Source organism: Paenibacillus pabuli, assembly GCF_039831995.1.
GTDB lineage: Bacteria > Bacillota > Bacilli > Paenibacillales > Paenibacillaceae > Paenibacillus > Paenibacillus pabuli_C.
Window position 1 is genome coordinate 1,705,409 of record NZ_JBDOIO010000003.1, and the last position, 26,938, is coordinate 1,732,346.

26 protein-coding genes are annotated in these 26,938 nt (G+C 46.5%); all 26 read right to left on the minus strand.

Annotated features, from left to right (window positions below):
* Positions 1-145: 145 nt before the first annotated feature.
* The 26 genes from rpsO to ABGV42_RS09770 all read right to left on the minus strand — a co-directional run bounded on the left by rpsO (position 146) and on the right by ABGV42_RS09770 (position 26,937).
* Entirely contained in the window at positions 146-415 is a 270-nt protein-coding gene (gene rpsO, locus ABGV42_RS09645) for a 30S ribosomal protein S15 (protein WP_056700672.1), read from the minus strand.
* 159 nt (positions 416-574) lie between these two features.
* Entirely contained in the window at positions 575-1,513 is a 939-nt protein-coding gene (locus ABGV42_RS09650) for a bifunctional riboflavin kinase/FAD synthetase (RefSeq protein WP_347381487.1), read from the minus strand.
* Between the two features lie 70 nt (positions 1,514-1,583).
* On the minus strand, positions 1,584-2,507 hold the full coding sequence (truB, locus tag ABGV42_RS09655) for a tRNA pseudouridine(55) synthase TruB (protein ID WP_347381488.1): 924 nt from the start codon (positions 2,505-2,507) through the stop codon (positions 1,584-1,586).
* The gene (locus ABGV42_RS09660; RefSeq protein ID WP_347381489.1) at positions 2,501-3,478 is read right to left on the minus strand and encodes a DHH family phosphoesterase; all 978 of its coding nucleotides are present in this window, start codon (positions 3,476-3,478) and stop codon (positions 2,501-2,503) included. The genes truB and ABGV42_RS09660 overlap by 7 nt, the downstream gene beginning before the upstream one ends.
* A gap of 19 nt (positions 3,479-3,497) precedes the next feature.
* Positions 3,498-3,857: a 30S ribosome-binding factor RbfA gene (rbfA, locus tag ABGV42_RS09665; RefSeq protein ID WP_347381490.1), complete on the minus strand. Its 360-nt coding sequence runs from the start codon at positions 3,855-3,857 to the stop codon at positions 3,498-3,500.
* 25 nt (positions 3,858-3,882) lie between these two features.
* The gene (gene infB / locus ABGV42_RS09670) at positions 3,883-6,486 is read right to left on the minus strand and encodes a translation initiation factor IF-2 (protein ID WP_347381491.1); all 2,604 of its coding nucleotides are present in this window, start codon (positions 6,484-6,486) and stop codon (positions 3,883-3,885) included.
* Positions 6,479-6,808, minus strand: coding sequence for a L7Ae/L30e/S12e/Gadd45 family ribosomal protein (locus ABGV42_RS09675; protein ID WP_170948040.1), 330 nt, complete (start codon positions 6,806-6,808; stop codon positions 6,479-6,481). Before ABGV42_RS09675 ends, infB begins: the two co-directional genes overlap by 8 nt.
* Positions 6,798-7,106 (minus strand): RNase P modulator RnpM, encoded by a 309-nt coding sequence (gene rnpM, locus ABGV42_RS09680; protein WP_095287722.1) that lies wholly within the window; start codon positions 7,104-7,106, stop codon positions 6,798-6,800. Before rnpM ends, ABGV42_RS09675 begins: the two co-directional genes overlap by 11 nt.
* Before the next feature lie 25 nt (positions 7,107-7,131).
* Positions 7,132-8,229, minus strand: coding sequence for a transcription termination factor NusA (gene nusA, locus ABGV42_RS09685; protein WP_095287723.1), 1,098 nt, complete (start codon positions 8,227-8,229; stop codon positions 7,132-7,134).
* 123 nt (positions 8,230-8,352) lie between these two features.
* Positions 8,353-8,814, minus strand: coding sequence for a ribosome maturation factor RimP (rimP, locus tag ABGV42_RS09690; protein ID WP_095287724.1), 462 nt, complete (start codon positions 8,812-8,814; stop codon positions 8,353-8,355).
* Positions 8,815-9,070: 256 nt separating this feature from the next.
* Positions 9,071-13,393: a PolC-type DNA polymerase III gene (locus ABGV42_RS09695; RefSeq protein ID WP_347381492.1), complete on the minus strand. Its 4,323-nt coding sequence runs from the start codon at positions 13,391-13,393 to the stop codon at positions 9,071-9,073.
* A gap of 147 nt (positions 13,394-13,540) precedes the next feature.
* Positions 13,541-14,995: a proline--tRNA ligase gene (gene proS, locus ABGV42_RS09700; RefSeq protein WP_347381493.1), complete on the minus strand. Its 1,455-nt coding sequence runs from the start codon at positions 14,993-14,995 to the stop codon at positions 13,541-13,543.
* A gap of 62 nt (positions 14,996-15,057) precedes the next feature.
* Complete coding sequence (gene rseP / locus ABGV42_RS09705; RefSeq protein ID WP_347381494.1) at positions 15,058-16,329, minus strand: RIP metalloprotease RseP; 1,272 nt, start codon at positions 16,327-16,329, stop codon at positions 15,058-15,060.
* 113 nt (positions 16,330-16,442) lie between these two features.
* Positions 16,443-17,582, minus strand: a complete 1,140-nt coding sequence (locus ABGV42_RS09710; protein WP_347381495.1) for a 1-deoxy-D-xylulose-5-phosphate reductoisomerase — start codon at positions 17,580-17,582, stop codon at positions 16,443-16,445.
* Between the two features lie 81 nt (positions 17,583-17,663).
* Positions 17,664-18,458 carry a phosphatidate cytidylyltransferase gene (locus ABGV42_RS09715; protein ID WP_347381496.1) on the minus strand — a complete coding sequence of 265 codons (795 nt, stop codon included), beginning with the start codon at positions 18,456-18,458 and terminating at the stop codon, positions 17,664-17,666.
* A 16-nt stretch (positions 18,459-18,474) separates the two neighbouring features.
* Positions 18,475-19,242, minus strand: a complete 768-nt coding sequence (locus tag ABGV42_RS09720) for an isoprenyl transferase (protein WP_347381497.1) — start codon at positions 19,240-19,242, stop codon at positions 18,475-18,477.
* A gap of 89 nt (positions 19,243-19,331) precedes the next feature.
* The gene (frr, locus tag ABGV42_RS09725) at positions 19,332-19,886 is read right to left on the minus strand and encodes a ribosome recycling factor (RefSeq protein ID WP_175396043.1); all 555 of its coding nucleotides are present in this window, start codon (positions 19,884-19,886) and stop codon (positions 19,332-19,334) included.
* Entirely contained in the window at positions 19,886-20,614 is a 729-nt protein-coding gene (pyrH, locus tag ABGV42_RS09730) for a UMP kinase (protein ID WP_095287801.1), read from the minus strand. Before pyrH ends, frr begins: the two co-directional genes overlap by 1 nt.
* A gap of 230 nt (positions 20,615-20,844) precedes the next feature.
* Positions 20,845-21,495, minus strand: coding sequence for a translation elongation factor Ts (tsf, locus tag ABGV42_RS09735; RefSeq protein ID WP_095287802.1), 651 nt, complete (start codon positions 21,493-21,495; stop codon positions 20,845-20,847).
* 114 nt (positions 21,496-21,609) lie between these two features.
* Positions 21,610-22,308, minus strand: coding sequence for a 30S ribosomal protein S2 (rpsB, locus tag ABGV42_RS09740; protein ID WP_047842496.1), 699 nt, complete (start codon positions 22,306-22,308; stop codon positions 21,610-21,612).
* A 273-nt stretch (positions 22,309-22,581) separates the two neighbouring features.
* Positions 22,582-23,211: a peptidase gene (locus ABGV42_RS09745; RefSeq protein ID WP_347381498.1), complete on the minus strand. Its 630-nt coding sequence runs from the start codon at positions 23,209-23,211 to the stop codon at positions 22,582-22,584.
* 3 nt (positions 23,212-23,214) lie between these two features.
* Complete coding sequence (locus tag ABGV42_RS09750) at positions 23,215-23,784, minus strand: hypothetical protein (RefSeq protein WP_347381499.1); 570 nt, start codon at positions 23,782-23,784, stop codon at positions 23,215-23,217.
* Positions 23,785-23,850: 66 nt separating this feature from the next.
* Complete coding sequence (locus ABGV42_RS09755; protein WP_347381500.1) at positions 23,851-24,165, minus strand: hypothetical protein; 315 nt, start codon at positions 24,163-24,165, stop codon at positions 23,851-23,853.
* A gap of 51 nt (positions 24,166-24,216) precedes the next feature.
* Positions 24,217-25,626: a DUF342 domain-containing protein gene (locus ABGV42_RS09760; protein WP_347381501.1), complete on the minus strand. Its 1,410-nt coding sequence runs from the start codon at positions 25,624-25,626 to the stop codon at positions 24,217-24,219.
* 60 nt (positions 25,627-25,686) lie between these two features.
* Positions 25,687-26,475 carry a FliA/WhiG family RNA polymerase sigma factor gene (locus tag ABGV42_RS09765; RefSeq protein ID WP_347381502.1) on the minus strand — a complete coding sequence of 263 codons (789 nt, stop codon included), beginning with the start codon at positions 26,473-26,475 and terminating at the stop codon, positions 25,687-25,689.
* A gap of 15 nt (positions 26,476-26,490) precedes the next feature.
* Positions 26,491-26,937 (minus strand): hypothetical protein, encoded by a 447-nt coding sequence (locus ABGV42_RS09770; protein WP_347381503.1) that lies wholly within the window; start codon positions 26,935-26,937, stop codon positions 26,491-26,493.
* Between the last annotated feature and the right edge of the window lies 1 nt (position 26,938).

Consider the following 26,938-nt stretch of genomic DNA (forward strand, 5'->3'; position numbering starts at 1 on the left):
ACAAAAGCCCCTTGCGGAGCTATCATCTACAAATATATGGCAACATGTTCATCTACAAAACAACCCAGCTGTAAACTCCGCTTGTCCCTCTATACAGAGGAACGACGGAAAACAGCCAGGTTGGTTTTGAAAACATGTACGATAATTAACGACGCAATCCGAGTTTCTCGATCAATGCGCTGTAACGTTTAACATCTTTGTTTTTCACGTAAGCCAAAAGCTTACGACGTTGACCTACCATTTTCAAAAGTCCACGACGTGAGTGGTGGTCTTTCTTATGCGTACGCAAGTGGTCTGTCAAACTTCTGATGTTTTCCGTAAGGATAGCAACTTGCACCTCAGGTGATCCAGTATCGGACTCATGAGTTTTGTGCTCGTCGATCAGTTGTTGTTTACGTTCTTGAGTCAATGCCATCCTATTCACCTCCTTCATTATAATCGCCATTAGCCTCGTTACCGCCGGTGAGAGCGTGCAACCAAGCCAAGGTTGTCTGTTGTCTATGACGACAACGTAGTACATTATATCATAGTTGCCTAACCAAAGTAAATGTAAACATGCATTTTACTCGGAATTTCAACCTAAGAGTCTTGCAGCAGTCAAGGCATCTTCCCGAATCTGGCGAATCAGAGCGTCGATGGAGTCAAACTTGCGTTCTTCACGAATATAGTGAACCAGCTCTACCTTCAGTTCCTCATCATAGAGATGTCCTTCAAAATCAAGTACATGTACTTCAAATGTAGGCTTCATCCCGCTATCGTGGAACGTAGGTTTCACACCGAGGTTCATTACCCCTCGTAACGACCGCTCGCCATGATATACACGTACAGCATACACACCTTTCGCAGGTGCCACATAATGATCAGTCAATTCGAGATTGGCAGTTGGGAAACCAATGGTCCGGCCGCGTTTCTCTCCGTGGATAACCGTGCCTCTAATACTGTATGGACGTCCCAGCCACTGACTCGCTTCATCCATTTCTCCACGTTTAAGCAAACCACGGATCAAAGAACTGCTGACCTTCTCGCCATTAAGCAGGAATGGAGGTACCGTTTCTACAGACATCTCATTGCTGCCCAGCGAACGAAGCATCTGCTCATCACCCGCTCCCTTGTGACCAAAACGGAAGTCAAAACCAACTACCGCCGTTCGTGTCTGAAGTGGAATCAGCAGATCATGTACAAACTGCTCCGGTGTCAACTGTGAAAATTCTTCATTAAACTCCACAACGTATAACACGTCAACGCCCATCTCTGCCAAGATATCTTCCTTATCTCTCAGGGGCGTCAGATAACCTTCGTAATCTCCTTTGCGCATGACTTCCTTCGGATGCGGATGGAAGGTCATTACCGCTGATTGCACGCCCTTTTCACGAGCAATGCGGACAGCTGACAGAATGACGCTTGCATGTCCGAGATGCATTCCGTCAAATTGGCCAATGGCCAGCACCTGGGGTTGTCTACGCAATTCATCGGAAGTTAATGTCTGCGGATACGTTAGCATTACGGTTCTCATACAATCATTCACCTGCATTTCACTTGATAGACCGAGCTTAGCATCACATCAACCTAAACTCAAGGTCTCTTTATTCCGGTAAAAAAACCTTAACAGCTCGAACTGTTGGTTTAAGTTCATCCCGTTCGAAGATACCGAGAAATGTGCCATCCTGTGCATATAACCGCAAAAGCCCTGGCTGTTCCACAGGCGGCTCCAATAAACGTGCGGACAATTTCTGTCCTTGGAGAGCTCCTTTGGTGTGGTCCTCTGGAACTTTATGTGCAGGCATGTAGTCAACGGCGTCATCTACCGGAATCAGAACTTCAGCCAGCGTACCTGCGGCCATGTGCTGTTCCACATCCTCAAATCGCAGGCACCGATCCGCTGTGATTCCTGCGGAAATCGTACGCTCGAGCCGTACCATAGTAGATGGGTATCCCAGTTCGCGGCCAATATCCACGCACAACGTTCGAATATACGTCCCTTTGGAACACAATGCCCGGAAGGAAATATCCGTGGTGTCGCCATGCGTTTCCATTCCGGTCAGTTCAATCTCGTAAATCGTAACTTCGCGGCTCTTACGCTCCACTGTTTTGCCTTCACGTGCAAGCTCATACAGACGTTTACCGTCGACTTTAACCGCAGAATACATGGGTGGAACCTGGGAAATCGTACCCTTAAACTGATTCAGGACCTGAAGTACCTGTTCTTCAGTAACGTGGACTGATTCTTCCGAACACTCAATAACCTCACCCGTCATATCTTCTGTGTCCGTGGACAGGCCCAATCGTAGTGTTGCCAAGTACTCTTTCGGAAGTTCCTGCATGTATTCGACTACCCGTGTGGCTCTTCCGAGGCATAGTGGAAGTACACCCGTAACCTGTGGATCCAATGTTCCAGTGTGACCTATACGTTTCATTTTTAGAATGCGTCGCATTTTGGCTACAACATCATGTGAGGTGAATCCCGCCGGCTTGTATACAGGTAGAATTCCTTCAAGTGGTTTTACCATTGCGCATTCACCTGCTTCAGCACCTTGGCTACAATCTCTTCTAACTCACCTTCAACACGGCACCCGGCAGCCAGTACGTGGCCCCCTCCGCCAAATGTCTGTGCAAGCGCAGCGACATCGACTTTACCAGCAGACCGGAGAGACACTTTTACAGCATTATTATTGATGACTTTGAAAAAGATCCCCACTTCTACGCCTTGAATATTCCGGGGGTAGTTTACAACCCCTTCAAGATCCTCATTGGCCGCTCCACAAGCAATCATATCTTCTGGTGTAATAACCACCCAAGCAATTTTTCCATCCGCTGTCATTTGCAGACTCGAAAGTGCCTGATTTAATATACGAACTTGGGGAAGTGTAACCTGTTCAAGCAAAATTTGCGCAAGGTACGGTCCATCCACACCATGCTCAAGCAATTTGGACGCAGTCGTCATTACATTTGGACTGGTATTCGCGTACCGAAACCCGCCTGTATCCGTCAGCAACCCTGTATATATAGCCATTGCAGCATCTTGATTCAACGTCACCGGGAACAAGTTTACAAAATCAAACAAGATTTCCGCAGTAGCTGCTGCATCCGGTTTAATGATATTTACCGTTCCATAAGCATCATTGGTGGGATGGTGATCAATATTTAGAATAACAGCATCTTCTTCGAAATAATGGCGAGTTAGGCCCACTCTTGCAAAGTCTGCACAGTCTACACAAATCACTGCTTTATATTTACGCTGCGGTGGTTGTTCGGTCATGTTCACGATTTCATCTGCTCCCCACAAAAAACGCATTCGCTGCGGGATCTCACCTTCATTAATCATCGTGAATGTCTTCCCCAGACATGACAGCAGCCAGCCCACTGTTACCGTCGAGCTGACTGCGTCACCGTCCGGCTGTACATGCGACACGACCAGGTAATCATCATGCTCCAGCAGAAATTGCTTTCCCGCCTGAAGCGCCTGTTCATAAGTGTGCATTGCCGTCTCCTTTATGCTGTTACTGGGATTCGTTCTTGTCGGTACCAATGTCGCCAAGCAGCTTCTCAATCCGGCTGCCATACGCGATCGATTCGTCGATCTTGAATATCAATTCAGGTACATGGCGAAGTCTAATTCGCTTGCCCAGCTCGGAACGCAAAAATCCATTTGCTTTATCGAGTGCTTTAAGCGAGTTATCCTTTTGCTCCTGTTCACCGAAGACACTCAGATAAACTTTGGCTTGCGACAAGTCATTAGTCACGTCGACACCTGTTACGGTAATGAAGCCGATACGTGGATCTTTCAGTTCAGACTGGATGAGCATACTCAATTCTTTCTTGATCTGCTCGCCCACTCTACCTGTACGAATCTTGGCCATAGTTGTTCACCTCATGCTTCCTTGCTTATCGTTGTACCGTCTCCATAACAAAGGCTTCAATAACGTCGCCTTCTTTGAGATCGTTATAGTTATCAAGAGTAATACCACATTCGTAGCCTTGAGCTACTTCTTTGGCATCGTCTTTGTAACGTTTCAGTGAATCAAGCTTACCTTCGTAAAGGACAATGCCATCACGAATCAAGCGTGCTTCCGCTGAACGTGTAATTTTACCAGAGGTAACCATACATCCAGCGATGGTACCCACTTTACTGATTTTGAACGTGCTGCGAACTTCAGCATGACCGATTACATTTTCTTTGTAGATCGGATCAAGCATTCCTTTCATCGCCTGTTCAATCTCTTCGATAACGCTATAGATGACACGGTGAAGACGAATGTCTACTTGCTCTTGATCTGCAGTTATTTTCGCCTGGTTATCAGGACGAACATTGAAGCCAATCACGATGGCATTGGATGCAGCAGCCAAGATGATATCGGATTCGGTAATTGCACCAGCACCGCTATGAATGATCTTCACGCGTACGCCTTCAACCTCGATTTTTGCAAGTGAACCCTTCAATGCTTCAACCGAACCTTGAACGTCACCTTTGATAATGACATTCAGATCTTTGATTTCACCATCTTTGATGTGTTGGAACAGATCGTCCAGTGTTACGCGTGTGTTGGTACCCAGATCGGACTCACGTTGCGTAATCGCACGTTTGTCAGCGATCGAACGAGCTTTACGCTCATCTTCAAATACCATGAACGGATCTCCCGCACCTGGAACTTCAGTCAAACCTGTAATTTCTACAGGAGTAGAAGGTCCAGCTTCTTTCAGACGGCGACCTTTGTCATTCACCATCGCACGAACGCGACCGAAGCAGTTACCTGCAACAAAGGCATCTCCAACTTTCAACGTACCGTGCTGTACCAAAATACGGGCAACTGGGCCGCGTCCTTTATCCAGCTCGGCTTCGATCACTGTACCACGGGCACGTTTGTCCGGGTTCGCTTTGTACTCGTTCACTTCCGCAACGAGCAGGATCATTTCAAGCAGACCTTCTAGACCCATTCTTTGTTTCGCCGAAACGTTAACAAAGATCGTGTCACCGCCCCATTCCTCCGGAACGAGTTCATAGTTGGTCAGTTCTTGTTTTACTTTGTCCGGATCTGCACCAGGCTTATCGATTTTGTTAACCGCAACGATAATTGGAAGACCCGCTGCTTTTGCGTGGTTAATGGCCTCAACAGTCTGTGGCATAACGCCGTCATCCGCAGCAACAACGATGATGGTAATATCCGTTACTTGTGCACCACGAGCACGCATCGCTGTAAACGCTTCGTGACCCGGTGTATCCAAGAATGTGATTTTTTTGTTGTTGATTTCTACCTGATACGCACCGATATGCTGTGTGATTCCGCCAGCTTCGCCGCCCGTTACATTCGTGGAACGAATAGCATCAAGCAGTGTTGTTTTACCATGGTCAACGTGACCCATAATCGTTACAACTGGAGGACGGGATTGCAGATCTGCAGGATCATCATTTTCTTCCACAGTCTCGAAACGATCGTCTTCAACTACAATCTTCACTTCGACCTCAACACCAAATTCACCTGCGAGCAGAAGAATTGTATCGATATCGAGCTCTTGGTTAATTGTAGCCATAACACCCATACCAATGAGTTTTTTGATAACTTCGGAAGCATCTTTGTGAAGAAGCTTCGCTGTTTCACCCACAGTCATATCACCACGTACAATGATTTTCTTTGGTGTATTATCAATTTTCTCGCGTTGTTGGTACTGTTGTTGGTTTCTGTTACGGTTGTTCTTGCCACCACGGTTGCCGCGGAAGTTGCCGCCACGGTTGTCGTCATAACGACGTCCGCCACCGCCACTGTTTGAACGGTTACCACTGTTGTTATTACCGGAATTTCCTTGTCCGCCTCTGCGTTGGCCTTGACCTTGACTCTGTCCTTGGCCGCCGCTGCGGTTGCCGCCATTACCAGTGTTGCTTGGTCCAGCGCTTCTCACTTGACCGCCACCACTTGTGTTAGGGCGTTGTCCCGAACCTTGTGGACGTGAAGCTGTGCTGCTTTGTCCGCCTTGTGGACGTGAAGCTGTACTACTTTGTCCGCCTTGCGAAGGTCTGGAGCGATTACCTGTTTGTCCTCCCTGGCTGGAGCCTTGGGAAGAGTTCGTTCTGTTGCGGCTATCTTGGCCGCTGGGTCTTTGGGAGCCGTTGTTATTGTTTGAATTTGGTCTATTGTTCATACCTACCTGCTTTTCCTGTTGTATTTTTGTTTGTACGGGACTACCGGATGAATTACTGTTGTTCGGCGTGTTCGCTCCGCCGGCCGGCTTACTGCTGTCCACTGTTTTTTCACTGCGCACGGAGGAAGTAGCGACTGGTTTTGCCTCGCTGTTCTGTTTGGATGCTGCAGTGGATTTTATATCTTTAAAAAATTGTTCCACCTTACCCACTGAACCATTCTCCATGACACTCATATGATTGTTTACGGGAATATCCAGTTTTTTAAGAATGGTTATAATTTCTTTACTGCTCATATTAAGGGACTTCGCATATTCATAAACTCGCAATTTATCCTTGTTTTCCTGTTTACTCAATATACTCCACCTCCGACATTATACCGACTTGCTTGGAGATCATTTTTGCAAACCCACGGTCCGTTACCGCAAGAACAACCCGCGTTTCTTTACCGATACTTGAACCCAGACTATCCCGGTCAAATCCGATCACCAGTGGAACTTTGTAGGTTCCACATTTGTCGCGAAATTTCTTCTGTGTATTGGCCGAGGCGTCACCCGCAACAATAACCATTTTAGCTTCGGAAGAACGGATCGCCTTGAGCACGATTTCTTCACCTGTCACCAGCTTGCCTGCACGCATGGAGAGTCCCAGATAAGACAATGCTTTGTTATTCATCATGATCACGCTCCTGCGCTGCGATGAAATCATCTTCAACAGAAGCGAAATCAGCAGCCAATTGCTCGTAAATTTCAGGTGAAACCTTGCCTTTGAGCGCCCGATCTAAAGACCGGTTTTTGAGTGCAAGCTTAAAACAGGATTCCTTGCCGCATAAATAAGCGCCACGTCCGGACTTTTTGCCAGTCAAATCGATCAGCACTTCATCCTCTGGCGTTTTAACGATACGGATCAGTTGCTTTTTGGGCATCATTTCTTGGCACGCCACACATTTGCGCAGCGGCACTTTTTTCTGTTTCATACGTTAGCGCCCCCCGTGCTTTACTTTAATCGACGGAGACGGAATCTTGGTGCATTTCCGAAGAAGAATCTTTTTCTCTGCCGAATTCCTGTTCCGCCTGGCTCTCGCTCTTGATGTCGATTTTCCAGCCGGTCAGCTTCGCTGCCAGGCGGGCATTTTGGCCCTTGATGCCGATAGCGAGGGACAGTTGATAGTCCGGTACGATAACCCGAGCCATCTTTTCTTCTTCAAACACTTGAACTTCCAGCACTTTGGAAGGACTCAATGCATTAGCCACATATTCGTCTACCTGTTCGGAGTAACGAACGATGTCAATCTTTTCACCGCGCAGCTCACCCACAATGGTCTGCACGCGCATGCCTTTAGGGCCTACACACGATCCAACCGGATCAACTTCCTCATTGCGGGAATGAACAGCAATTTTGGAGCGGAAGCCCGCTTCACGTGCAACAGAGCGAATCTCAACGACTCCATCAAAGATTTCAGGAACTTCCAGTTCAAAGAGACGTTTCAATAGACCCGGATGTGTACGGGACAGAATGATTTGCGGCCCTTTGGTCGTATTCTCGACCTTGGTGATGTATGCCTTAATACGGTCACCATGAACAAACTTTTCGTTCGGCATCAATTCGGTTAACGGCAATGCCGCTTCGATTTTGCCCAGATCGATGTAGATATTGCGCAAATCCTGACGCTGCACCACTCCCGTAACGATATCCTCTTCCTTGTCAACGAAAGCGTTGTAGATCAGTCCGCGTTCGGCTTCACGAATCCGCTGGGTCACTACCTGTTTGGCAGTCTGTGCGGCGATACGTCCGAAATCGCGCGGCGTAACCTCGATCTCCGCAATATCTTCCAGCTGGAAGTGTGGGTTAATCTCACGTGCAGCAGGCAACGAAATTTCGGTGCGTGAATCCAGGACTTCCTCCACGATCAATTTGCGTGCATAGACCCGAATAACTCCAGTATTGCGATTCATGTCAACACGCACATTCTGGGCGGTGTTGAAATTGCGTTTGTAACTGGAGATTAATGCCGCTTCAATCGCTTCAAACAGCACATCCTTGCTGATCCCTTTTTCCCGCTCCAATTCATTCATTGCTTCAATAAAATCCATACTCATGAATGTTGATCCCCCTTTCAAACATGGCATCTCATACGTAAAACGGCGAAAGGCTCAGAACTCATGAGCACCTTGCCGTTATCGTGAGATGTGTCTTTTTCATTAATAAAGTGAACAAGGCACTTAAAACAGAATGGCCAAGCGCGCACTGGCAACCTTATCATAAGGAACCGTGTACTGCTTCTTACCTGCTTCGATCACAAGTTCCCCGTTATCAAAGGAAAGCAGTTTGCCTTCAAATTCCTTCATTCCATTCACCGCTTCATAGGTAGTAACAAAGACGTTTTTACCTACGGATTTCGCAACATCCTCCGCTTTTTTCAGTGGACGTTCAGCTCCCGGAGAAGACACTTCAAGGAAATAGACGGTTGGAATCGGATCGTTCTCATCCAGCTTGGCGCTCAGCTGTTCGCTGATCAAGACGCAATCGTCGATGTCGATGCCACCCTCTTTGTCGACATACACCCGTAAAAACCAGTTGCTGCCTTCTTTGACGTAATCGATGTCAACCAGCTCGAAGCCTTGTTCATTCAAGTAGGGTTGGATCATTTCTTCCACGGTAGATTTAATCTTCGTTGTGCTCAAAACCGATAACCTCCAACTTAGGTTACGCCGACGTGTTAAGCCGACAATTTCGTAATACCCAAGATTCTTGTATACCAAAGACTAAAGAGTGGGTTTCCCCACTCTTTAGAAATTCGTACTATCTCGTTCACTTCAGAAATTATAACATAGTCTGGTAATAGTGACAAGTAAGCGATCTTTCAGGTCAATAGCGTACTAATGAAGAAAAAATTACGCAACCATCTGACAGGCAGTTTTTAAACCGCTAGAGCGTCCCTTAAAACAGGGATAATTGATTGCTCTCCGGCAAACCACGGAAACAACCCATGCCCGACAATAGTTCGACAATCGTTTTACTTGCCTTGGATTTTTGCTGAAAATCTTCAACGGACAGGAACTCACCATGATCTCTTGCCGCAGCGATATTACGTGCTGCGTTATCACCGATTCCGGCCAATGCAGAAAATGGAGGAATCAGTGCTTTTCCGTCTACGATAAACTTCGTAGCTTCAGAACGATACAGATCAATCGGCTTGAGTGAGAATCCGCGAGCCGTCATTTCCAGAGCCATCTCAAGCACAGGAAGCATGTTTTTTTCTTTTGGCGGTGCCTGGAAACCCAATTGCTCTATTTCAACAATTTTCCGATAGATGGCATCGTATCCCTGACATACCAGTTCAATGTCAAACTCATCTGCGCGTACTGTAAAATAGGTTGCGTAGAATTCGATGGGATGATACAGCTTAAAGAATGCAGTACGAACTGCCGAAATAACATAAGCGGCCGCGTGGGCCTTCGGGAACATATACTGGATTTTGAGACAAGAGTCAATATACCATTGTGGCACTTTGCAGTTTTTCATCTCGTCAATCCATTCCTGAGGCAACCCCCGTCCTTTACGCACACTCTCTGTAATTTTAAAGGCCAGGCTTGCATCCATACCGGCTTTATAGATGAGGAACAACATGATATCATCCCGACAACCAATTACGGTTTTAATGTTACATGTACCATTCTTGATCAACTCTTGTGCATTGCCAAGCCATACCCCTGTTCCGTGGGAAAGGCCCGAAATCTGCAATAAATCGGCAAAAGACGACGGCTGGGATTCGACAAGCATCTGGCGTACGAACTTCGTCCCCATCTCCGGCACACCAAAGGTTGCAACAGGCGAACGGATCTGTTCAGGAGTCACTCCCAGTGCATCCGTAGAGTTGAACATGCTCATGACTTTCGGATCATTCATCGGAATGGTGGTTGGATCGATCCCTGTCAGATCCTGCAGCATCCGCATCATGGTCGGATCATCATGTCCTAGGATATCCAGTTTCAACAAATTCTCTTCAAATGCGTGATAGTCAAAGTGCGTTGTCTTCCACTCCGCTGTAACGTCATCCGCAGGATATTGGACCGGAGTGACATCTTCCACTTCAATATAATCCGGCACAACGACAATACCCCCGGGATGTTGTCCCGTACTCCGCTTAACTCCGGTACAACCTGAAGCCAGACGATTCAGCTCTGCTCCGCGCCATTTCTTATGATGCTCTTCCTCATATTTCTTGGCGAAACCAAAGGCTGTCTTCTCGGCAACGGTACCGATGGTCCCTGCCCGAAACACGCTTTTCTCACTAAAGAGTACTTTCGTGTAGTTATGAGCATGCGGCTGGTAATCACCCGAAAAGTTCAAGTCGATATCGGGAACCTTGTCCCCCTTGAAACCAAGGAACGTCTCAAACGGTATATCTTGACCTTCTCCTTTCAATCTGCCGCCGCAGTCGGGACATTCCTTCTCCGGAAGGTCGAATCCACTTGGCACACTTCCGTCCAGGAACCATTCGCTGTGCTTGCACTCCGGGTTTACGCAGATATAGTGTGCAGGCAGCGGATTAACTTCCGATATGCCAAGGAATGTAGCCACGACTGATGAACCAACGGATCCCCGGGAGCCGACTAGATAACCGTCCTGATTTGATTTTTTAACCAGTCTCTCCGAGATCAAATAGTTGGCTGAAAAACCATATTTGATGATCGGGTTCAACTCTTTCTCAAGCCTTGCCACGATGACTTCAGGCAGGTCTTCACCATATATCGACTTTGCCGTATTGTAGCAGGTGTTCCGAATTTCTTCGTCCGCACCCTCCAGGATCGGCGTAAATAGCTTGTCCGGGAATAGTTTGATTTCCTCAAAACGATCGGCGAGTTCAATCGTATTGGTGACAACAACCTCATAGGCTTTATCCTGACCCAAGAACTGGAATTCCTCCAGCATTTCTGCCGTGGTTCTAAAATGAGCATCCGGCTTGCGCTGGTCTTTAAGCGGACTGAATCCGGTAATCCCGTGGATGGTAATGTCCCGATAGATTTTGTCCCTCGGCTCCAGATAGTGCACATTACCTGTAGCTATAACCGGTTTGTTCAATTTGGCTCCGATATCAACCACTTTACGAACCGCAAGTTTCAGTTCCTCCGGTGTTGCAACAAGCCCCTTGTCCACAAGATGCATATACATCGTCAGAGGTTGAATCTCCAGAATGTCGTAAAACTCAGCGATTTCTTCGGCCTCTTCCAGTGATTTATTCAGGACTGCCTCAAAGAACTCCCCTTTTTCACAGCCGGAAATAATCAACAGTCCTTCACGCAAGCCTACCAGTTTGGACTTCGGAATACATGGGACACGTTTGAAATATTCCGTATGAGACAAGGACACCAGCTTATACAGGTTCTTCTTGCCGATATCATTTAATGCGTAAATCCCGCAGTGGAAGGGACGAGTATTCGACAGATCAACTCCGACGTAATCGTTCAACCGGTCCAGCATGGTTAAACCTTTTAACTGGGCTGCATCATTTACAAGTCCATTGAGGATACCAGCGAGCGCAATCGTATCATCAATCGCCCGGTGATGGCTTTCCAGTGCGACTTTGTATTTATCAGCCAGTGTGTTGAGTCGGTGGTTTTTCATTTTTGGATACAAAAGCCGTGCCAGTTCCAACGTATCCAGCACAGGGTTTGGCAGTTCAGGCATGCCCAAATTTTTAAGCGACGCCTGGATAAAGCCCATATCGAATCGTGCATTGTGCGCGACCAATACGCCATCACCCGCAAACGCAACAAAGTCGCGAATCACCGGTTCAAGCTCTGGCGCGTCTTTGACCATCTCATCCGTAATGTTAGTCAATTGCTGAATGTTGTACGGAATCCGTTCATGCGGGTTTACAAATGTGGCAAATCGGTCGATCTCTTTGCCCTCTTGTACTTTGACCGCAGCAATCTCAATAATTTTGTTCTGAGTAACGGACAGACCCGTTGTCTCGATATCGAACACGATATAGGTTGCTTCTTTCAGATCAATCGGCTGTGGTGCCAAGACAACGGCAACGGAGTCATTTACTACATTGGCCTCTAGGCCGTATATCATTTTAATGCCGTTTTTCTTCGCTGCTTTGGCTGCCTCCGGATAGACCTGTACACCGCCGTGATCAGTAACAGCAATTGCCTTGTGTCCCCACTCTGCAGCAGTTTTCACGTATTTATCAATGGAGGTTACAGCGTCCATGGTACTCATGGTCGAATGCAGGTGGAATTCCACCCGCTTCTCCTGTGCTGTATCTTTCCGTGATGGAGGTGCTTTGATTTCGGTCAGATCCGAAGGAATCATGGCCAGTTCAGGAATTTGCATAAACCGATCGTACTCTACGCGTCCACGGACCTTAACCCATTTTCCATTGGCTAGGAGGCTCAGAATTTTAACGTCCTCTTTTGTCTTCGCAAACATCTTCATCTGCATCGAATCTGTAAAGTCAGTCAGATAGAAGGTGAACAGCGTATTTCCGTTCCGCAGCTCCTTGCGGTCCAGACCAAAGATCGATCCCTGAAGCGTAATTTTCTTCTCTTCATCCTGAACTTCCTGCATCGGTACAGCCGGCTCTTTGATCTCATAGCCCATCTGCAAGCGTACATCGCCTTGATCTTCGTCTTCCGGAGCTTCCATTTCGGTGACTTCGCTCATCATCTGTTCGATGACCTGTCGCTCCTCAACCTTCTTCTGAGCCTGAAACTGCTCCATCGCTTCCTTATTACTTCCCACTTCACCAACTTGTAGTTTGATACGCAGCGGAAGGTGGAAATACTTTTCATAGAATGTTGTAATCGCCTGGTCAATCTGTTTCTTGCGAGCCAGCTCCATCGATGTAGAATCACTCATGGTCAATTGCAGCAAGTCTGCTTCACATTCAAAGGTAGCCCGGTTCATCCACCCGTTAACGGATGGAATCTCACGAGTGACCCACTCCAGAAACAGGTTCCAATACTCACTGACGATATCACCTGCCTGAACCTGCTCTGTATATTTAAAACCAAATGTAATTTTGGCGATATGATTCATCTTCTCCTGAATATGCAAGCTGAACGTACGATAGATCGGTGCAGGGACCAACGTATCCTTACAGATCAGGATATGCCATTCCCGGTTGCTGCGATTCGTCTCTACCTGTTCAATCCATCCATCCAAAAAATAGGGATCGGTCAGACCTGCAGGAAGCTCTGCCTGTTTCATCAACAATTCAAACCGTTTTCGTTTCTCCTCGAATCCACTCATCGTGTTCCTCCTTGTACCCCCTTAAAACATGAAAAGCCTCTGCAATCAAAAATGTCCCCGATCCGAACCCGCACCGACTCATTTTATCCGACAGAAGCCTTTCATTACTTACTCATACGGTGAATAGTCCTGATCGTTAATAATGACCTAGTAGGCTCTTGCAAACACTACCGTGTTCTTCGCCTTTTCACCACAAGCCAGGCACGTATGCTTTTCTTCCGCAGGCTGGAACGGAATGTTCCGGCTTGTTGCACCTGTTACTTCTCTTACTTTATCTTCGCAAGCCTCAGAGCCGCACCAGCCAGCAAGCGTAAAGCCGCGTTTGTTTTCCATCAATTCCTTCATCTCATCAAGCGTATCAACTGAGTAGAAGTTGTCCGACATAAATGTGCGTGCACGTTCCAGCATATCAGATTGAACCTGGGTCAGCATATTCTGAATTTCTTCCACCAGATTCGCCTGCTCTACTACTTTTTTCTCGCCAGTGATCCGAGATACGAGCACACATACACCATTCTCCATATCGCGAGGGCCAATCTCGAGACGAACTGGAACTCCGCGCATCTCGTATTCATTGAATTTCCAGCCTGGACGAACGTCGCTGCGATCATCCATTTTAACACGAATGCCTGCTTTTTTCAGTTCGGCAAACAATTCGTCCGCACGACCGACAACCGCATCACGCGTTTTTGGCGGTCCAATTGGAATCATCACGACTTGGGTTGGCGCCACTTTTGGAGGAAGTGCCAGACCACGATCATCACCATGCACCATGATCAGCGCACCGATCAAGCGTGTACTTACGCCCCACGATGTCGTATACGCATGCTCAAGCACATTTTCCCGGCTGAGATACTGAATTTCAAATGCTTTTGCAAAGTTAGTACCCATGAAGTGAGAAGTTCCGGCCTGTACGGCACGTCCATCTTTCATCATCGCTTCGATGGAATATGTATCCACCGCTCCTGCAAATTTCTCTGAAGGCGTTTTTTGACCAGTGATGACCGGGATTGCCAAATACTCTTCCACGACTTCGCGATAGATCTCAAGCATGCGCATAGTTTCTTCACGTGCTTCTTCTTCCGTTTCATGAGCCGTGTGGCCTTCCTGCCAGAGGAATTCGCTGGTACGCAGGAAAGGCAATGTTCTTTTCTCCCAACGAACAACGTTAGCCCACTGATTGATCAGCACAGGCAGATCACGATAGGATTGAATCCACTTGGAATACATGTGACCAATGATCGTTTCGGAAGTCGGACGAATCGCCAAACGTTCTTCCAGCTTTTCACCGCCAGCTTCAGTAACCCAAGGCAATTCCGGATTAAATCCTTCAACATGCTCTTTTTCTTTTTGGAAAAAGCTCTCTGGAATGAACATCGGGAAGTAAGCATTCCGGTGGCCCGTTTCACGGAAGCGACGGTCAAGCTCATCCTTGATATGTTCCCAGATCTCAAATCCGTCCGGCTTGAACACGATACATCCACGAACCGGGGAATAATCCATCAGATCGGCCTTTTTAATAACATCAATGTACCAACGGGAGAAATCCTCGCCCTGTGGTGTGATTTCAGTCACGAATTGTTTATCATTTTCCTTTGACATAAGACTCCAGCGTCCTCCCATAACGACCATCTCTGCAAGTTCAGAGTGTAGTCAAACCATAATTATCCGTTAATTAAACGTAGTATATCATTATATGTTACAGCCAGCATCAGTACAAACAGCATGGCAAAGCCTATAAAATGAACCATACCTTCTCGGTTAGGATCAACAGGCCGGCCTCTTAGCGCTTCAATCCCCAGGAACACCAACCGGCTGCCGTCCAATGCAGGTATTGGCAACAGGTTGAAGATCCCAAGATACAAACTCAAAATAGCCGCCCATCTCGTAAGCTGTTCAATTCCCTGTTTGGCAATTTGACCTGTTACTTCAAATGTACGTACCGGCCCGCCAATGTCGTCCATGTTAAACTGATTAATCAGATGTTTGAAACCTTCAAAGATGACTTTCGTGGTATCCACCATGGCTATACCCGAAACTTTGAACGTTTCTGCAAATCCGACAGATCGGGTTGGCAGTGTAGGCACAATTCCTACCTTACCGCCCTCTTGTCCCTCTACAGTACGGGGCGTTATCGTTATGTTAAACGTTTCCTCTCCCCGACGCAGCGTCCATTCCATCGGCTTGTCTTTCGACTCAGCAATCATAGCCACCATTTTTTGTGAATCAATACCTATAGCTGTACCATTGATGGTCTCAATGATATCTCCTTCTTTCAGGTTGGCCTGGTCGGCAGCGCCGCCCTCAAGCACTTCACCGATTTGCAGATTTTTCGGATTTTCCACTGGAACTCCGGCCATTTGTGCGTACACTGCAAACAAAACAAAAGCCAGAATAAAGTTCATCAATGGTCCAGCAAAAATCGCCATCGCGCGTTGTCCAACCGTCTTGCTGCCAAACTGCCGGTCTTTCGGTGCAATCTGTGTTTGTTTACCACGACTTACGAGCATCGCCTGTGGATGAATGCGGTATTGTTGTACTTCTCCATCGACATCTAATTGCAATTTCAATGCATTCTCCATATCAATGGAGAGCACTTCACCACGTATTACATTTTTACGATTATCCAATTGGTCCAAATAAATCATTTTGACTTGATCATCCACCGGTCTAACCGCAATGGTTTGACCCTCTTGGATTTCAACAAGCTCGGGGTCTTCCCCTGCCATACGTGCATATCCGCCAAATGGAAGTAAACGCAATGTAAACTGAGTCTCGTTTCTTTTATATGAGAACAATTTGGGACCAAAACCGATCGCAAATTCCCTTACAAGAATACCGGCGCGTTTGGCAAAATAATAATGCCCCCATTCATGAACCGTCACGATGACAAAGAACATGAGCACCGTTAAAAATACAACTTGTATGGTTTCCAATCCCTATCCATCCTCCTTCATGGCACGAACCGAAGTCTGTCCCTTTAGATTATCATTATTCCAAGGTGCCGCACAAGAGAATCACTTCTTCCATATTTGTGATGAAAAAAGGATCACAGACTAAAAGCAAGTCTACGACTTTCCTGGTCACATCGTGCAATTTGTTCGAGATCAGGATTGTCCACATTGTGGTGTGCATCCAGCACGGAAGCAATAATATCCTCTATTTTAAGGAACGAAATCTCTTTGCGCAAGAAGCGTGCTACAGCAACCTCATTCGCGGCATTAAATGCCGTCGTTGCAGTCCCTCCCATTTTACCACACTGATAAGCCAGTCTTAAACAAGGGAACCGTTCCATATCCATCTCACGGAATTGCAGCTTGCCTGCTTGTGCCAAAGACAATCGCTGTGCTGGTGAAGGCAGCCGATCCGGATAAGTTAACGCATACTGAATCGGAACACGCATGTCCGGATTACCAAGCTGAGCAATGATGCTCGTATCTTCAAATTCAACATAGGAATGTATGATGCTCTCTGGGTGAAGCAGCACGTCAATCTGATCATACGTCAAACCGAACAGCCAATGAGCCTCAATAACTTCCAGGCCTTTATTCACCATTGTCGCCGAATCGATTGTAATTTTGGAGCCCATCGACCAATTGGGATGCTTCAGAGCATCTTCAACAGTAACATCCTGCAGTTGTTCACGTGTGAAATCACGGAAAGAACCCCCCGAGGCCGTAAGTGTAATTCCGGATACACGGCTGCGGTTTTCTCCGTTCAAACATTGAAATATGGCAGAGTGCTCGCTATCAATCGGTAACAGAGAAACTCCTTTTTCTGCAGCTCTCGCAGTAACAATATGTCCTGCCGTCACCAACGTTTCCTTATTGGCAAGTCCTATTTGTTTGCCTGCATCAATGGCAGCCAGCGTTGATTCAAGCCCTACGCTCCCCATGACAGCTGTAACCACAGTGTCCGCGTCTGTCCCGGCTGCTACTTCTACCAAGCCCTCTTTTCCATAAAAGAGCTGCGTTCCCGCAGGCAGGTGCGGAGCAACCGTCTCAGCGAGTTCTTTGGTACCCACCGACACCTTTTTAGGCCGATAACGTTTGGCTTGCTCAATTAAAAGCTCAGTATTTCCTCCGGCAGCCAGTCCCTCCACCTGAAAAAGCTCAGGATGCATGTCAACGACATCCAATGTTTGAGTTCCAATTGAACCGGTGGATCCGAGAATTGCTATTTTCTTCATGCTGCACCTCATCTTTACTTATCCATTGCGTGCATAGTTAGAAATCCATTTCTTTTTTACACACGTTTATGTTCAAAAAAATTAGTAGGGCAGAAGCATTAGTATATGTACAAATGGAAACACAACAATCCAGCTGTCGCACCGATCCAGAATACCCCCATGCCCCGGAAGAAGGCTGCCGGAATCCTTGATATTGTACACACGTTTGTAAGCGGATTGGATTAGATCACCCATTTGGCCGACTACAGCACATGCGACCCCAATCCATATTGCTCTCTGCCAAGATAACAGGCCGTCCGACAACATGGAAAACACGACAGATGTTACAACGGCTATCACAATGCCGCCCAACGCACCCTCCACCGTTTTGTTAGGACTTATCGAAGGCCATAGTTTGTTTTTACCCATAAGCTTCCCAACAAAATAGGCACCTGCATCACTGGCCCAGATGGAGCCTAATAATAGGAATGTCCAAAAGAGCCCGTGATGCAGATGTCTGGACTCAGCAATATAATAAAATCCGATGCCTATATACAGCACACCCAAAAAGAGCATGGCTATCGTATTCACAGGAATCTTGTTCTTGCTGATTACCGAGGCCGTCATTAAAACGAGCATAACCAGCCAACTGATCTGGAACAACGTTAGCGGCCTGCCCTCCCATACCATTTCCCAAGGAAAGACAAGTGCAAAAACACCTGCATACCCAACTAGGGCTACACCTGAAAAAGGCTGTACCCCCGTCATTTTCACAAATTCATAATAACCGATGAGAGCCATAAGCAGTACCAGGCCATGATACCAAGGTCCGCCCAGCATGCAAAAACCCAAAAACAACACACCTGCTACTATCCCTGTCGTTAATCGCTGTTTCAACGGCTTCATCCTCCATCTATTTCAAACCGCCGTAACGCCTTGTTCTGCGCTGATATTCGGCTACTGCTTCATGCAAGTGCTGTTTGCCAAATTCGGGCCAGTATATATCCGTAAACCATAACTCGCTATACGCAAGCTGCCAAAGCATAAAATTACTGAGCCTTAATTCTCCACTCGTCCGGATTAACAGATCCGGATCTGGCATATCCACAGTCAACATATGTTTGTCTATGAGCTCAGGTGTAATGTCTTCTGCCGAGAGTTCCCCCGACTGGACCTGCAACGCAATCTGCTTCACACAGTCCGTCATTTCTCTACGACTTCCATAATTCATTGCAAAGTTCAATACAAGCCCCGTATTGTGTTCCGTAAGACGAATCGCTTCACGTAAGGCATTAACGGTATGTGAAGGTAACTTCTCTTCCTGCCCCATCATGCGTATGCGGACATTCTTTTCTATAAGTTCATCTAACTCGATCGCCAGAAATTCTTGTGGAAGTCTCATCAGAAAATCCACTTCTTCTTTTGGACGTGTCCAGTTTTCTGTCGAAAAAGCATACATCGTCAGATATTTGATGCCCAGTTCATCCGCCGCGATGGTTGCACGTTTAACTGCCTTCATGCCATTCTGATGCCCAGCTATGCGTGGCAGACCCAGACGTTTGGCCCATCGTCCATTCCCGTCCATAATAATGGCAACGTGCTGCGGGATATTATCCTCGGATATAGTCAGCGTTTCCTGCTTTTCAGCCCCATTCCACCACGACCGAACCCGTTTGATCATTCCTGTTCCTCCAAAATCCCTGAAGTTTCTTCACCTGAAGACTAGAAAAAGAGACAAAACCCCACCGTATCGGAGGGGCTGCGCTTGTCTTACACTTCCATAATTTCTTTTTCTTTGGCAGCGAGTACCTTATCGACTTCAGCAATAAACTTATCGGTCGATTTTTGGATATCGTCCTGATGTCTCCGGGATTCGTCCTCGGAAATCTCTGACTTCTCCATTTTTTTGATATCATCATTCGCATCACGACGAATGTTACGAATCGCCACTTTGCCTTCTTCGCCGAACTTTTTCGTCAGTTTCACGAGTTCTGTTCTGCGTTCCTCCGTAAGTGGCGGAATGGACAAACGAATCATGTTACCATCGTTGGCTGGCGTTAATCCCAGATCCGATTTCATGATCGCACGTTCGATTTCGCCCATAGAAGATTTGTCCCATGGCTGAATCATCAGTGTGCGGGAATCCGGTGTGCTAATATTCGCGAGTTGATTAAGTGGTGTCATTGCTCCGTAGTACTCTACCTGAACCCGGTCCAGAAGAGCCGGAGTTGCACGTCCTGCACGCAAAGTGGCAAGATCACGACGTAACGCTTGAATTGCTTTATCCATACGTTCTTCGGCATGTTTTTTAACCGCTTGTGGCATTAATCTACACTCCCTTTAACGATTGTTCCGATGCGTTCACCAAGAACTACACGTTTGATGTTACCTTGTTCTGTAATGGCAAATACGATCAACGGAATGTTGTTGTCCATACACAGTGAGGACGCCGTCGAATCCATTACACCAAGATTTTTGTTAAGTACATCGAGGTAAGTCAATTGTTCATATTTCTCAGCCGTACTGTCCTTGAACGGATCTGCCGAGTATACGCCATCAACTTTGTTTTTAGCCATCAAGATGACTTCTGCTTCGATCTCCGCTGCGCGCAGTGCTGCTGTTGTATCCGTGGAGAAGAACGGGTTACCTGTACCTGCTGCAAAAATAACGACACGGCCTTTCTCCAGATGACGAATAGCTCTGCGACGAATATACGGCTCTGCAATTTGCTGCATGGCAATTGAAGTCTGTACACGTGTAGGCACTTCAATCTGTTCCAATGCATCTTGCAGTGCTAGCGAGTTCATTACTGTAGCTAGCATTCCCATATAATCGGCCGTTGCTCGATCGATGCCGTTTTCGCTACCGGCGATTCCACGCCAGATGTTTCCGCCACCACATACAATGGCAACCTGCACACCAAGTTCAACAACTTCTTTTACCTGCTGAGCAATCGACGAGATCGTCTCTGCATCAATACCATAGCCGTTTTGACCGGAAAGGGACTCCCCACTAACCTTTAAGACAACGCGTTTGAATACTGGCTGTTCCAATTGTTCACCCTCCACTTTAAACTTGAGCACCTTCGGTGTTCAATCAACAAAACTTCTCGCGCATGGCCTCCTGCTTAAAAAGAAAGGAACACAACTGTGTTCCACTCTTTTAGGAAAAACGATTAACCGGTAAGGAACTGTTTTCCTGAGATATAAGGGAGCTCTGCTTCGAAGTTTTATCATTCTTATATCTTCGAAAACCAATTTTTGCTTGCCGGTATAAAACCGTCTTATTTGTTCACTTGGGACATAACTTCTTCTACGAAGTTATCCACTTTTTTCTCCAAACCTTCACCCAGTTCGTAACGAACGAAACGACGGATAGAGATGTTCTCACCGATTTGGCTGATTTTTTCGTTCAGCAATTGGGAGATTGTTTTGTCTGGATCTTTAACGAAGGTTTGTTCCATCAGGCAGTACTCTTCGTAGTATTTACCGATACGGCCTTCAACCATTTTTTCAACGATTTTTTCTGGTTTGCCTTCGTTCAGAGCTTGAGCTTTCAAAATTTCTTTTTCTTTTTCCAGCTCTTCTGCAGGAACTTCTTCACGAGTCACGAATTTCGGGCTAGCTGCAGCGATTTGCATAGCGATGTCTTTAACGAAATCTTTGAACTGGTCTGTTTTACCTACGAAGTCAGTTTCGCAGTTAACTTCTACCAGGACACCGATACGGCCACCAGCGTGGATATAAGATTCTACAGTACCTTCAGTAGCTGCACGTCCTGCTTTGTTTGCAGCTGCGGAAAGACCTTTTTCACGCAGAATTTCAGCCGCTTTTGTGATATCACCATTTGCTTCTTCCAGTGCTTTTTTGCAATCGAGCATACCTGCGCCCGTTTTTTCACGAAGTTCTTTTACTGCACTCGCGTTAACTGCCATTATTAATTCCCTCCAAAATAAGTATTGTACGTACACTCTAAAAAAAGGGCAGTGAGAGGTTATCCACCTACCAACCACCCTTTTCATTTAGTTCATTCGTTATGTTCGAATCTATTAAGCGGAAGTTTCTTCGCCTTGGTTAGCTTCGATTACGGCATCAGCCATTTTACCTGTCAACAGCTTAACAGCGCGGATTGCGTCGTCGTTACCTGGGATAACATAATCGATTTCGTCCGGATCGCAGTTAGTATCAACGATACCTACAATTGGGATACCCAATTTGCGAGCTTCAGCAACAGCGATACGCTCTTTGCGTGGATCGATGATGAACAGGGCGCTTGGCAGGCCTTTCATATTTTTAATACCGCCGAGGAATTTCTCCAGACGATCTTTTTCTTTGCGAAGCAAGATAACTTCTTTTTTAGGCAATACAGCGAATGTACCGTCTTCTTCCCAAGCTTCCAGTTGTTTCAAACGATCAATACGTTTTTGAATGGTTTGGAAGTTAGTCAGAGTACCGCCGAGCCAACGTTGGTTAATGTAGAATTGACCAGCGCGTTCAGCTTCTTCTTTAACGGAATCTTGAGCTTGTTTCTTAGTACCCACGAAAAGAATTGTACCATTCTCTCCTGCGATTCCTTTAACGAAGTTGTAAGCCTCTTCGACTTTTTTCACCGTTTTTTGCAAATCGATGATGTAAATTCCGTTTCTTTCAGTGAAGATATAACGATCCATTTTTGGGTTCCAACGACGAGTTTGGTGACCGAAGTGTACCCCAGCTTCGAGAAGCTGCTTCATGGAGATTACTGCCATCTTCACACACCTCCTAATATGGTTTTTATTGTGTCCTCCGCCGGCATCATTTTTCGCCAAGACTCTCCATCAGGAAAGCACCCTCAACAAAATTAGCACATGCGTGTGTTTTAACACCGTTATCTAATATAGCATAACTGCTTGACTGATGCAACAGTCTTTCAAAGCAAAAATACCTATACGCACAACGTGTTCATGATATGTGAAAGTTACGGACTACAATAACTATCCGAATAGGCTCTAAAATAAAAGAACCGTCTTGCCTGAGTGTACTCAGCTTGACGGTTCTTTTGTAATTTTCGCGATAATAGATTCGAAGCTTTCCCCTTTTTCAAGTGCGTAGGTACCTACCTGAATTTTGGTGTTGATTCGCTCTGCCTTTCCTGCCTTAATAAAGGCTTGGGCATCATCTACTATGCCAGCCTTTTCAAGATTTCCGGCGACAATCGCCAAACTGTTTCCGGAGCGTACTCGAAAAGTGACCGCTGCCTTTTGAGGCGTATTCGGTGACGATGGCTCTGTTGCTTTTGGTTCGCTCACATTATTCGGACTCTCATTGCCGCTTGAAGCTGGTTGCTGAGGCTGCTTGGGCGCTTCCGGATCACTTGTATCCTCTGCCTTCTCCGGAGCAGCAGCCGTCTCCCCTTGCATTTCACTGCTCTCCTGCTTCTTCTTTTCCACCCATTCGGCTTCCGTATACAGTTCGTCCTCTGTACCTACAAGCTTCAAATCCATACTTTTGGCAGCCGACTCCAATTCTTCCTTGGTCATATTGGCTGTAGCCGGCTCCGTTTCCAAACTGCTGTCGGATAGAGCGTTTTGCCCCACTGTGGCAAGCTGAAGCAGCACTGCTCCAACGATCATGCCCGTTCCAATTCCGATCCATAGGGAGCGCTTGTCCATTTCTTAGCCTTCCTCCCGTTCTGCAAGCTGAAGAATCAGCTGTACTTCTCCACGCTGTATGCCTGTCTGTTTTGCGATCGTATCCACTGATTTGCCTTGATCATACAAAAGAAATAATTCTGGATATCTATCCTTGATTGACTCTCGCTTATTGACAGGCTCTTTTGCAAGTTGTGGTGGCTCGTTTTCTAAGATCTGCTTGGCAGCATCATCTCTCACACTGGCTACAAGAGCCTGAGCTTGTAATCCATTGAATTGATCCTTTGAAACATGTGAAAAATGGTTGGATTCAGAAGCTTTGTTTTTTTCAAGTTCATTGAGACGCTTCTGCAATTCTTCAAGCTGCATTTGCATGCGTTGATCTGCAGCTGCCGCCTCTCCCTTCATTTCAGCAACACGCTGAATAAGAGCATCATTATCGTTTTCAATTTCAGCCATATAGTGTTCAAGTGTAGACTCCATCTCTTGCACCAATTGTTGGCTCGGTTCCTGCGTCTTATTTTTCTTGGGCATGATGAATGCATATGCAATGGCACAGGCACCTAATATGACAATAATAACCCATGGTGACAAATTGGTTCCTCTCCTTTGGATATCGCCTTCAAAGCTCAAGTTTTCATTTTTGTAATACGGAAAGGGTTACAAAGACAGATCAACATGCTTTCCTTTGTACGGATGCTCCGCAGGTTTGACTTGCTCCTGCATCTGGATTGTCTCCTGCTCCTGAGAACCACCTTGGTGCTCTCCATCACTGGATTGACCGTCACGTACACCTGTATGTGCAGTTTCTTCCATCGCCTCACTGCGCTGTCTTGCCTCTTCTGCTTCCTTGGCCGTTTGCACCGCCAGTAAATTCTGATCCGTGACCGGCCGCTGTTGATATTCGCTCTGATATCGACCGGCCTCACTGGTTCTTGGTACTGCAATCTGCAACTCTACTGCCTTAAAACTCATACGCTCACCTCACGGTTTCGAATGGTTTTCTATCTGTGCCTCATGCTGTACTTAAACGTATGGAGTCATCGTAATATCCCCATCATGATAATAAAATGAAATTCTGCTCACAGGATCTTTAATAAATTTGGTGTATCTGCCGATAACTATCTTAGAGCCTCCATAAATCATCTTGAGAATATCCACTCGGGCTCTGCTCGTATCTTCCAATACTTTTTCAATCTCGAATATACGTAATTTGGTTTCCTCGTTAAGACGAAGTGCCGACTTCTGTGTAGCTGTAAGCTTAACTCGCATTGCCATTTTGTCTGGACTCAGTTGTCCGGCAGCCGCTAATTGATCCAGCAATACCAATGCCTTTTTCGTTTTGTCCAAGGAATCCATCTGTTCCTTGAGCCCTTTACGCAATTCACTCAGTTCGTTACGGAGCTTGGGAAGAACACCAACTTCAATCGAAGTTACTGTCGACATGCTGTTACCCACAATACGTGCTGAGACATTTTCACCGGCTTGAATGGAACCACCAACAATAAGGCCTTTGGTGCCTGCACAGATCACGCCCCTGCCTGCACGAATATTGGAATGCATAATACTTTGGGAGACGAGTACATCTTCACCTGCATCTACATTACCTTCCTGAATGAAGGTGCATTTGACATTATGACCTGCCTGAACATGCCCTTTGTTATATCCGATAATACCACCGGTGATTTCGACAGAGCCACCTGCTTCAAGCTCTGCGCCTTCAACTCCGCCGACAACGCGAATGTCACCCGCTGCTTTTATTTTAAAACCAGTCAGTACATTGCCGCGTATGACCACCGTGCCTACAAAATCGATATTGCCGATATTGTAGTCTACGTCGCCATTTATTTCATATACGGGGAATACATTCAGTTTATTTCCTTCCGTTTTGGTCACGAGTCCATCCAAAGCGGCATACATTGCAGATCCATCCGGATTAATAACTACATTCTTCCCCACTTTGAATCGTGCGTCCTTCCCTGGACGAAAAGGAATTTCCTCGCCTGTAACGGCTTGGCCTACTGTACCATCCACGGGAGGAATGCGCTCGGCAATGATTTGACCTGATCTTACATTGTTTAACCGAGTTACTTCTTTGTAGTCCACCTTGCCATCTTCCGCTTCCAGAGGTCGACGCTCACTGGCATCATCCATACCAACCAGTACTTTGATGTATCCGTCCGTTCCAGGAACAGCGGCGATGCCTTCGGCAATCTTCAACTGCGTATTTATATATGCTTCAGGTTGATTCACAAACACGAGCAGTGCTTCACGCAGCACACCATACTTAATGCCCTGACCCGCAATAAATTGTTCCAGTTCATCCAGCGTGCAGGCGAAACCTTCTTCCTGCTTGGAAAACTCAAGGTAGGCCGTACTTTTATCTTCCGATAAAACAACGCTAAGGCATTGTTCCAAAGCAATTCGCTGTGTCAATGCAGTTCTTCCTCCTTTTAGACTTTCCACTCCCCGAAATCCGTATAATCAAGTTCTCTACTAATCTTTGCGCATCAACAAATCCTTTTGTTTTTCCAACGTTCCCCGGAGCCTCAAAATGGCTTTGGAATGAAGCTGCGATATGCGCGATGGTGACAGGGACATCACTTCAGCGATCTCACTAAGCGACAAGTCTTCATAATACAAAAGGGAGACAACCGTTCTCTCTTTAACCGTCAACTTATCGAGTCCCTGAACCAAAGCATCCTTCAGATAAAACTCGTTCACCTTGTAATCAGGATTTTTGGCCTTTTCATCAACCATTAAGGAAAGACGAGTCTCAGACTCTTCTTCCCGAATCGGATCTTCAAGGGAACACAGTGACATTACAGCCACTTCCTGGAGCATATGTTGGAAGTCCTTTGTCGACACATCGAGATACTGACTCATTTCTTCATCGCTTACAGAACGTAAATAGGTTTGCTCCAACTGCTGATAAGCATCTTCGATTCGTTTCGCCTTCTCCCGCACGGAACGGGGAACCCAGTCTCCTTGACGCAAACCATCCAGGATCGCTCCTCGAACTCGCCATGAGGCATAGGTTTCAAATTGAAGGCCTCTTTCATAGTCGAATTTCTCAAGAGCATCGATTAGTCCCATGACACCGTTGCTCTCAAGATCATCTTTTGGAACATTTTTGGGTAACCCAACAGCCAAACGACCGGATACATAATTCACAATGTGAAGATATTTTTCAATTAAAGATTTTTTGGCTTCAAGATCTCCGTGTTCTTTCCACTTTTCCCACAGATCAGCATGGTTCAAATGTGAAGCTTTACGCTCGTCCAATTGCTTTCACCCTCCTTATTTGTCTGTCAGGTGACGAACGGCCTGCGCCAATTCTTCCGGATCTTTCGTCCGTACCAGTTTAGGCGGATCCAATGGGGCGAAGCCCGTTGGAGCTTTCGTCTCGGATGGCGGAATTTCTTCCCCAGAGGAGGCGTTCTGTCCATTCTTGAGCAAGTCGTTCAGCTCTTGTCCATCGTCTTCGAGTTTAATGTCCACTTGCGAACCTCTCACTTCTGGACCAATTTGGGGATCATAATCGAATCCCTTACTTCCTGCGGACGGGGTCAGCAGCAACCCCAGCCCCCAGCGAAGACCAAAAGCAAGGGCATACCAGGCTACGAATCCGATTAACCCGCGAATTAAACTGGTCATCAACAAATTGCTGCTGTATGCTACAAAAAAAGTCAGAATAAATCCGACTATGCCTGCTCCAAGATTAATGCGGTAGTTTCCTATCATCATT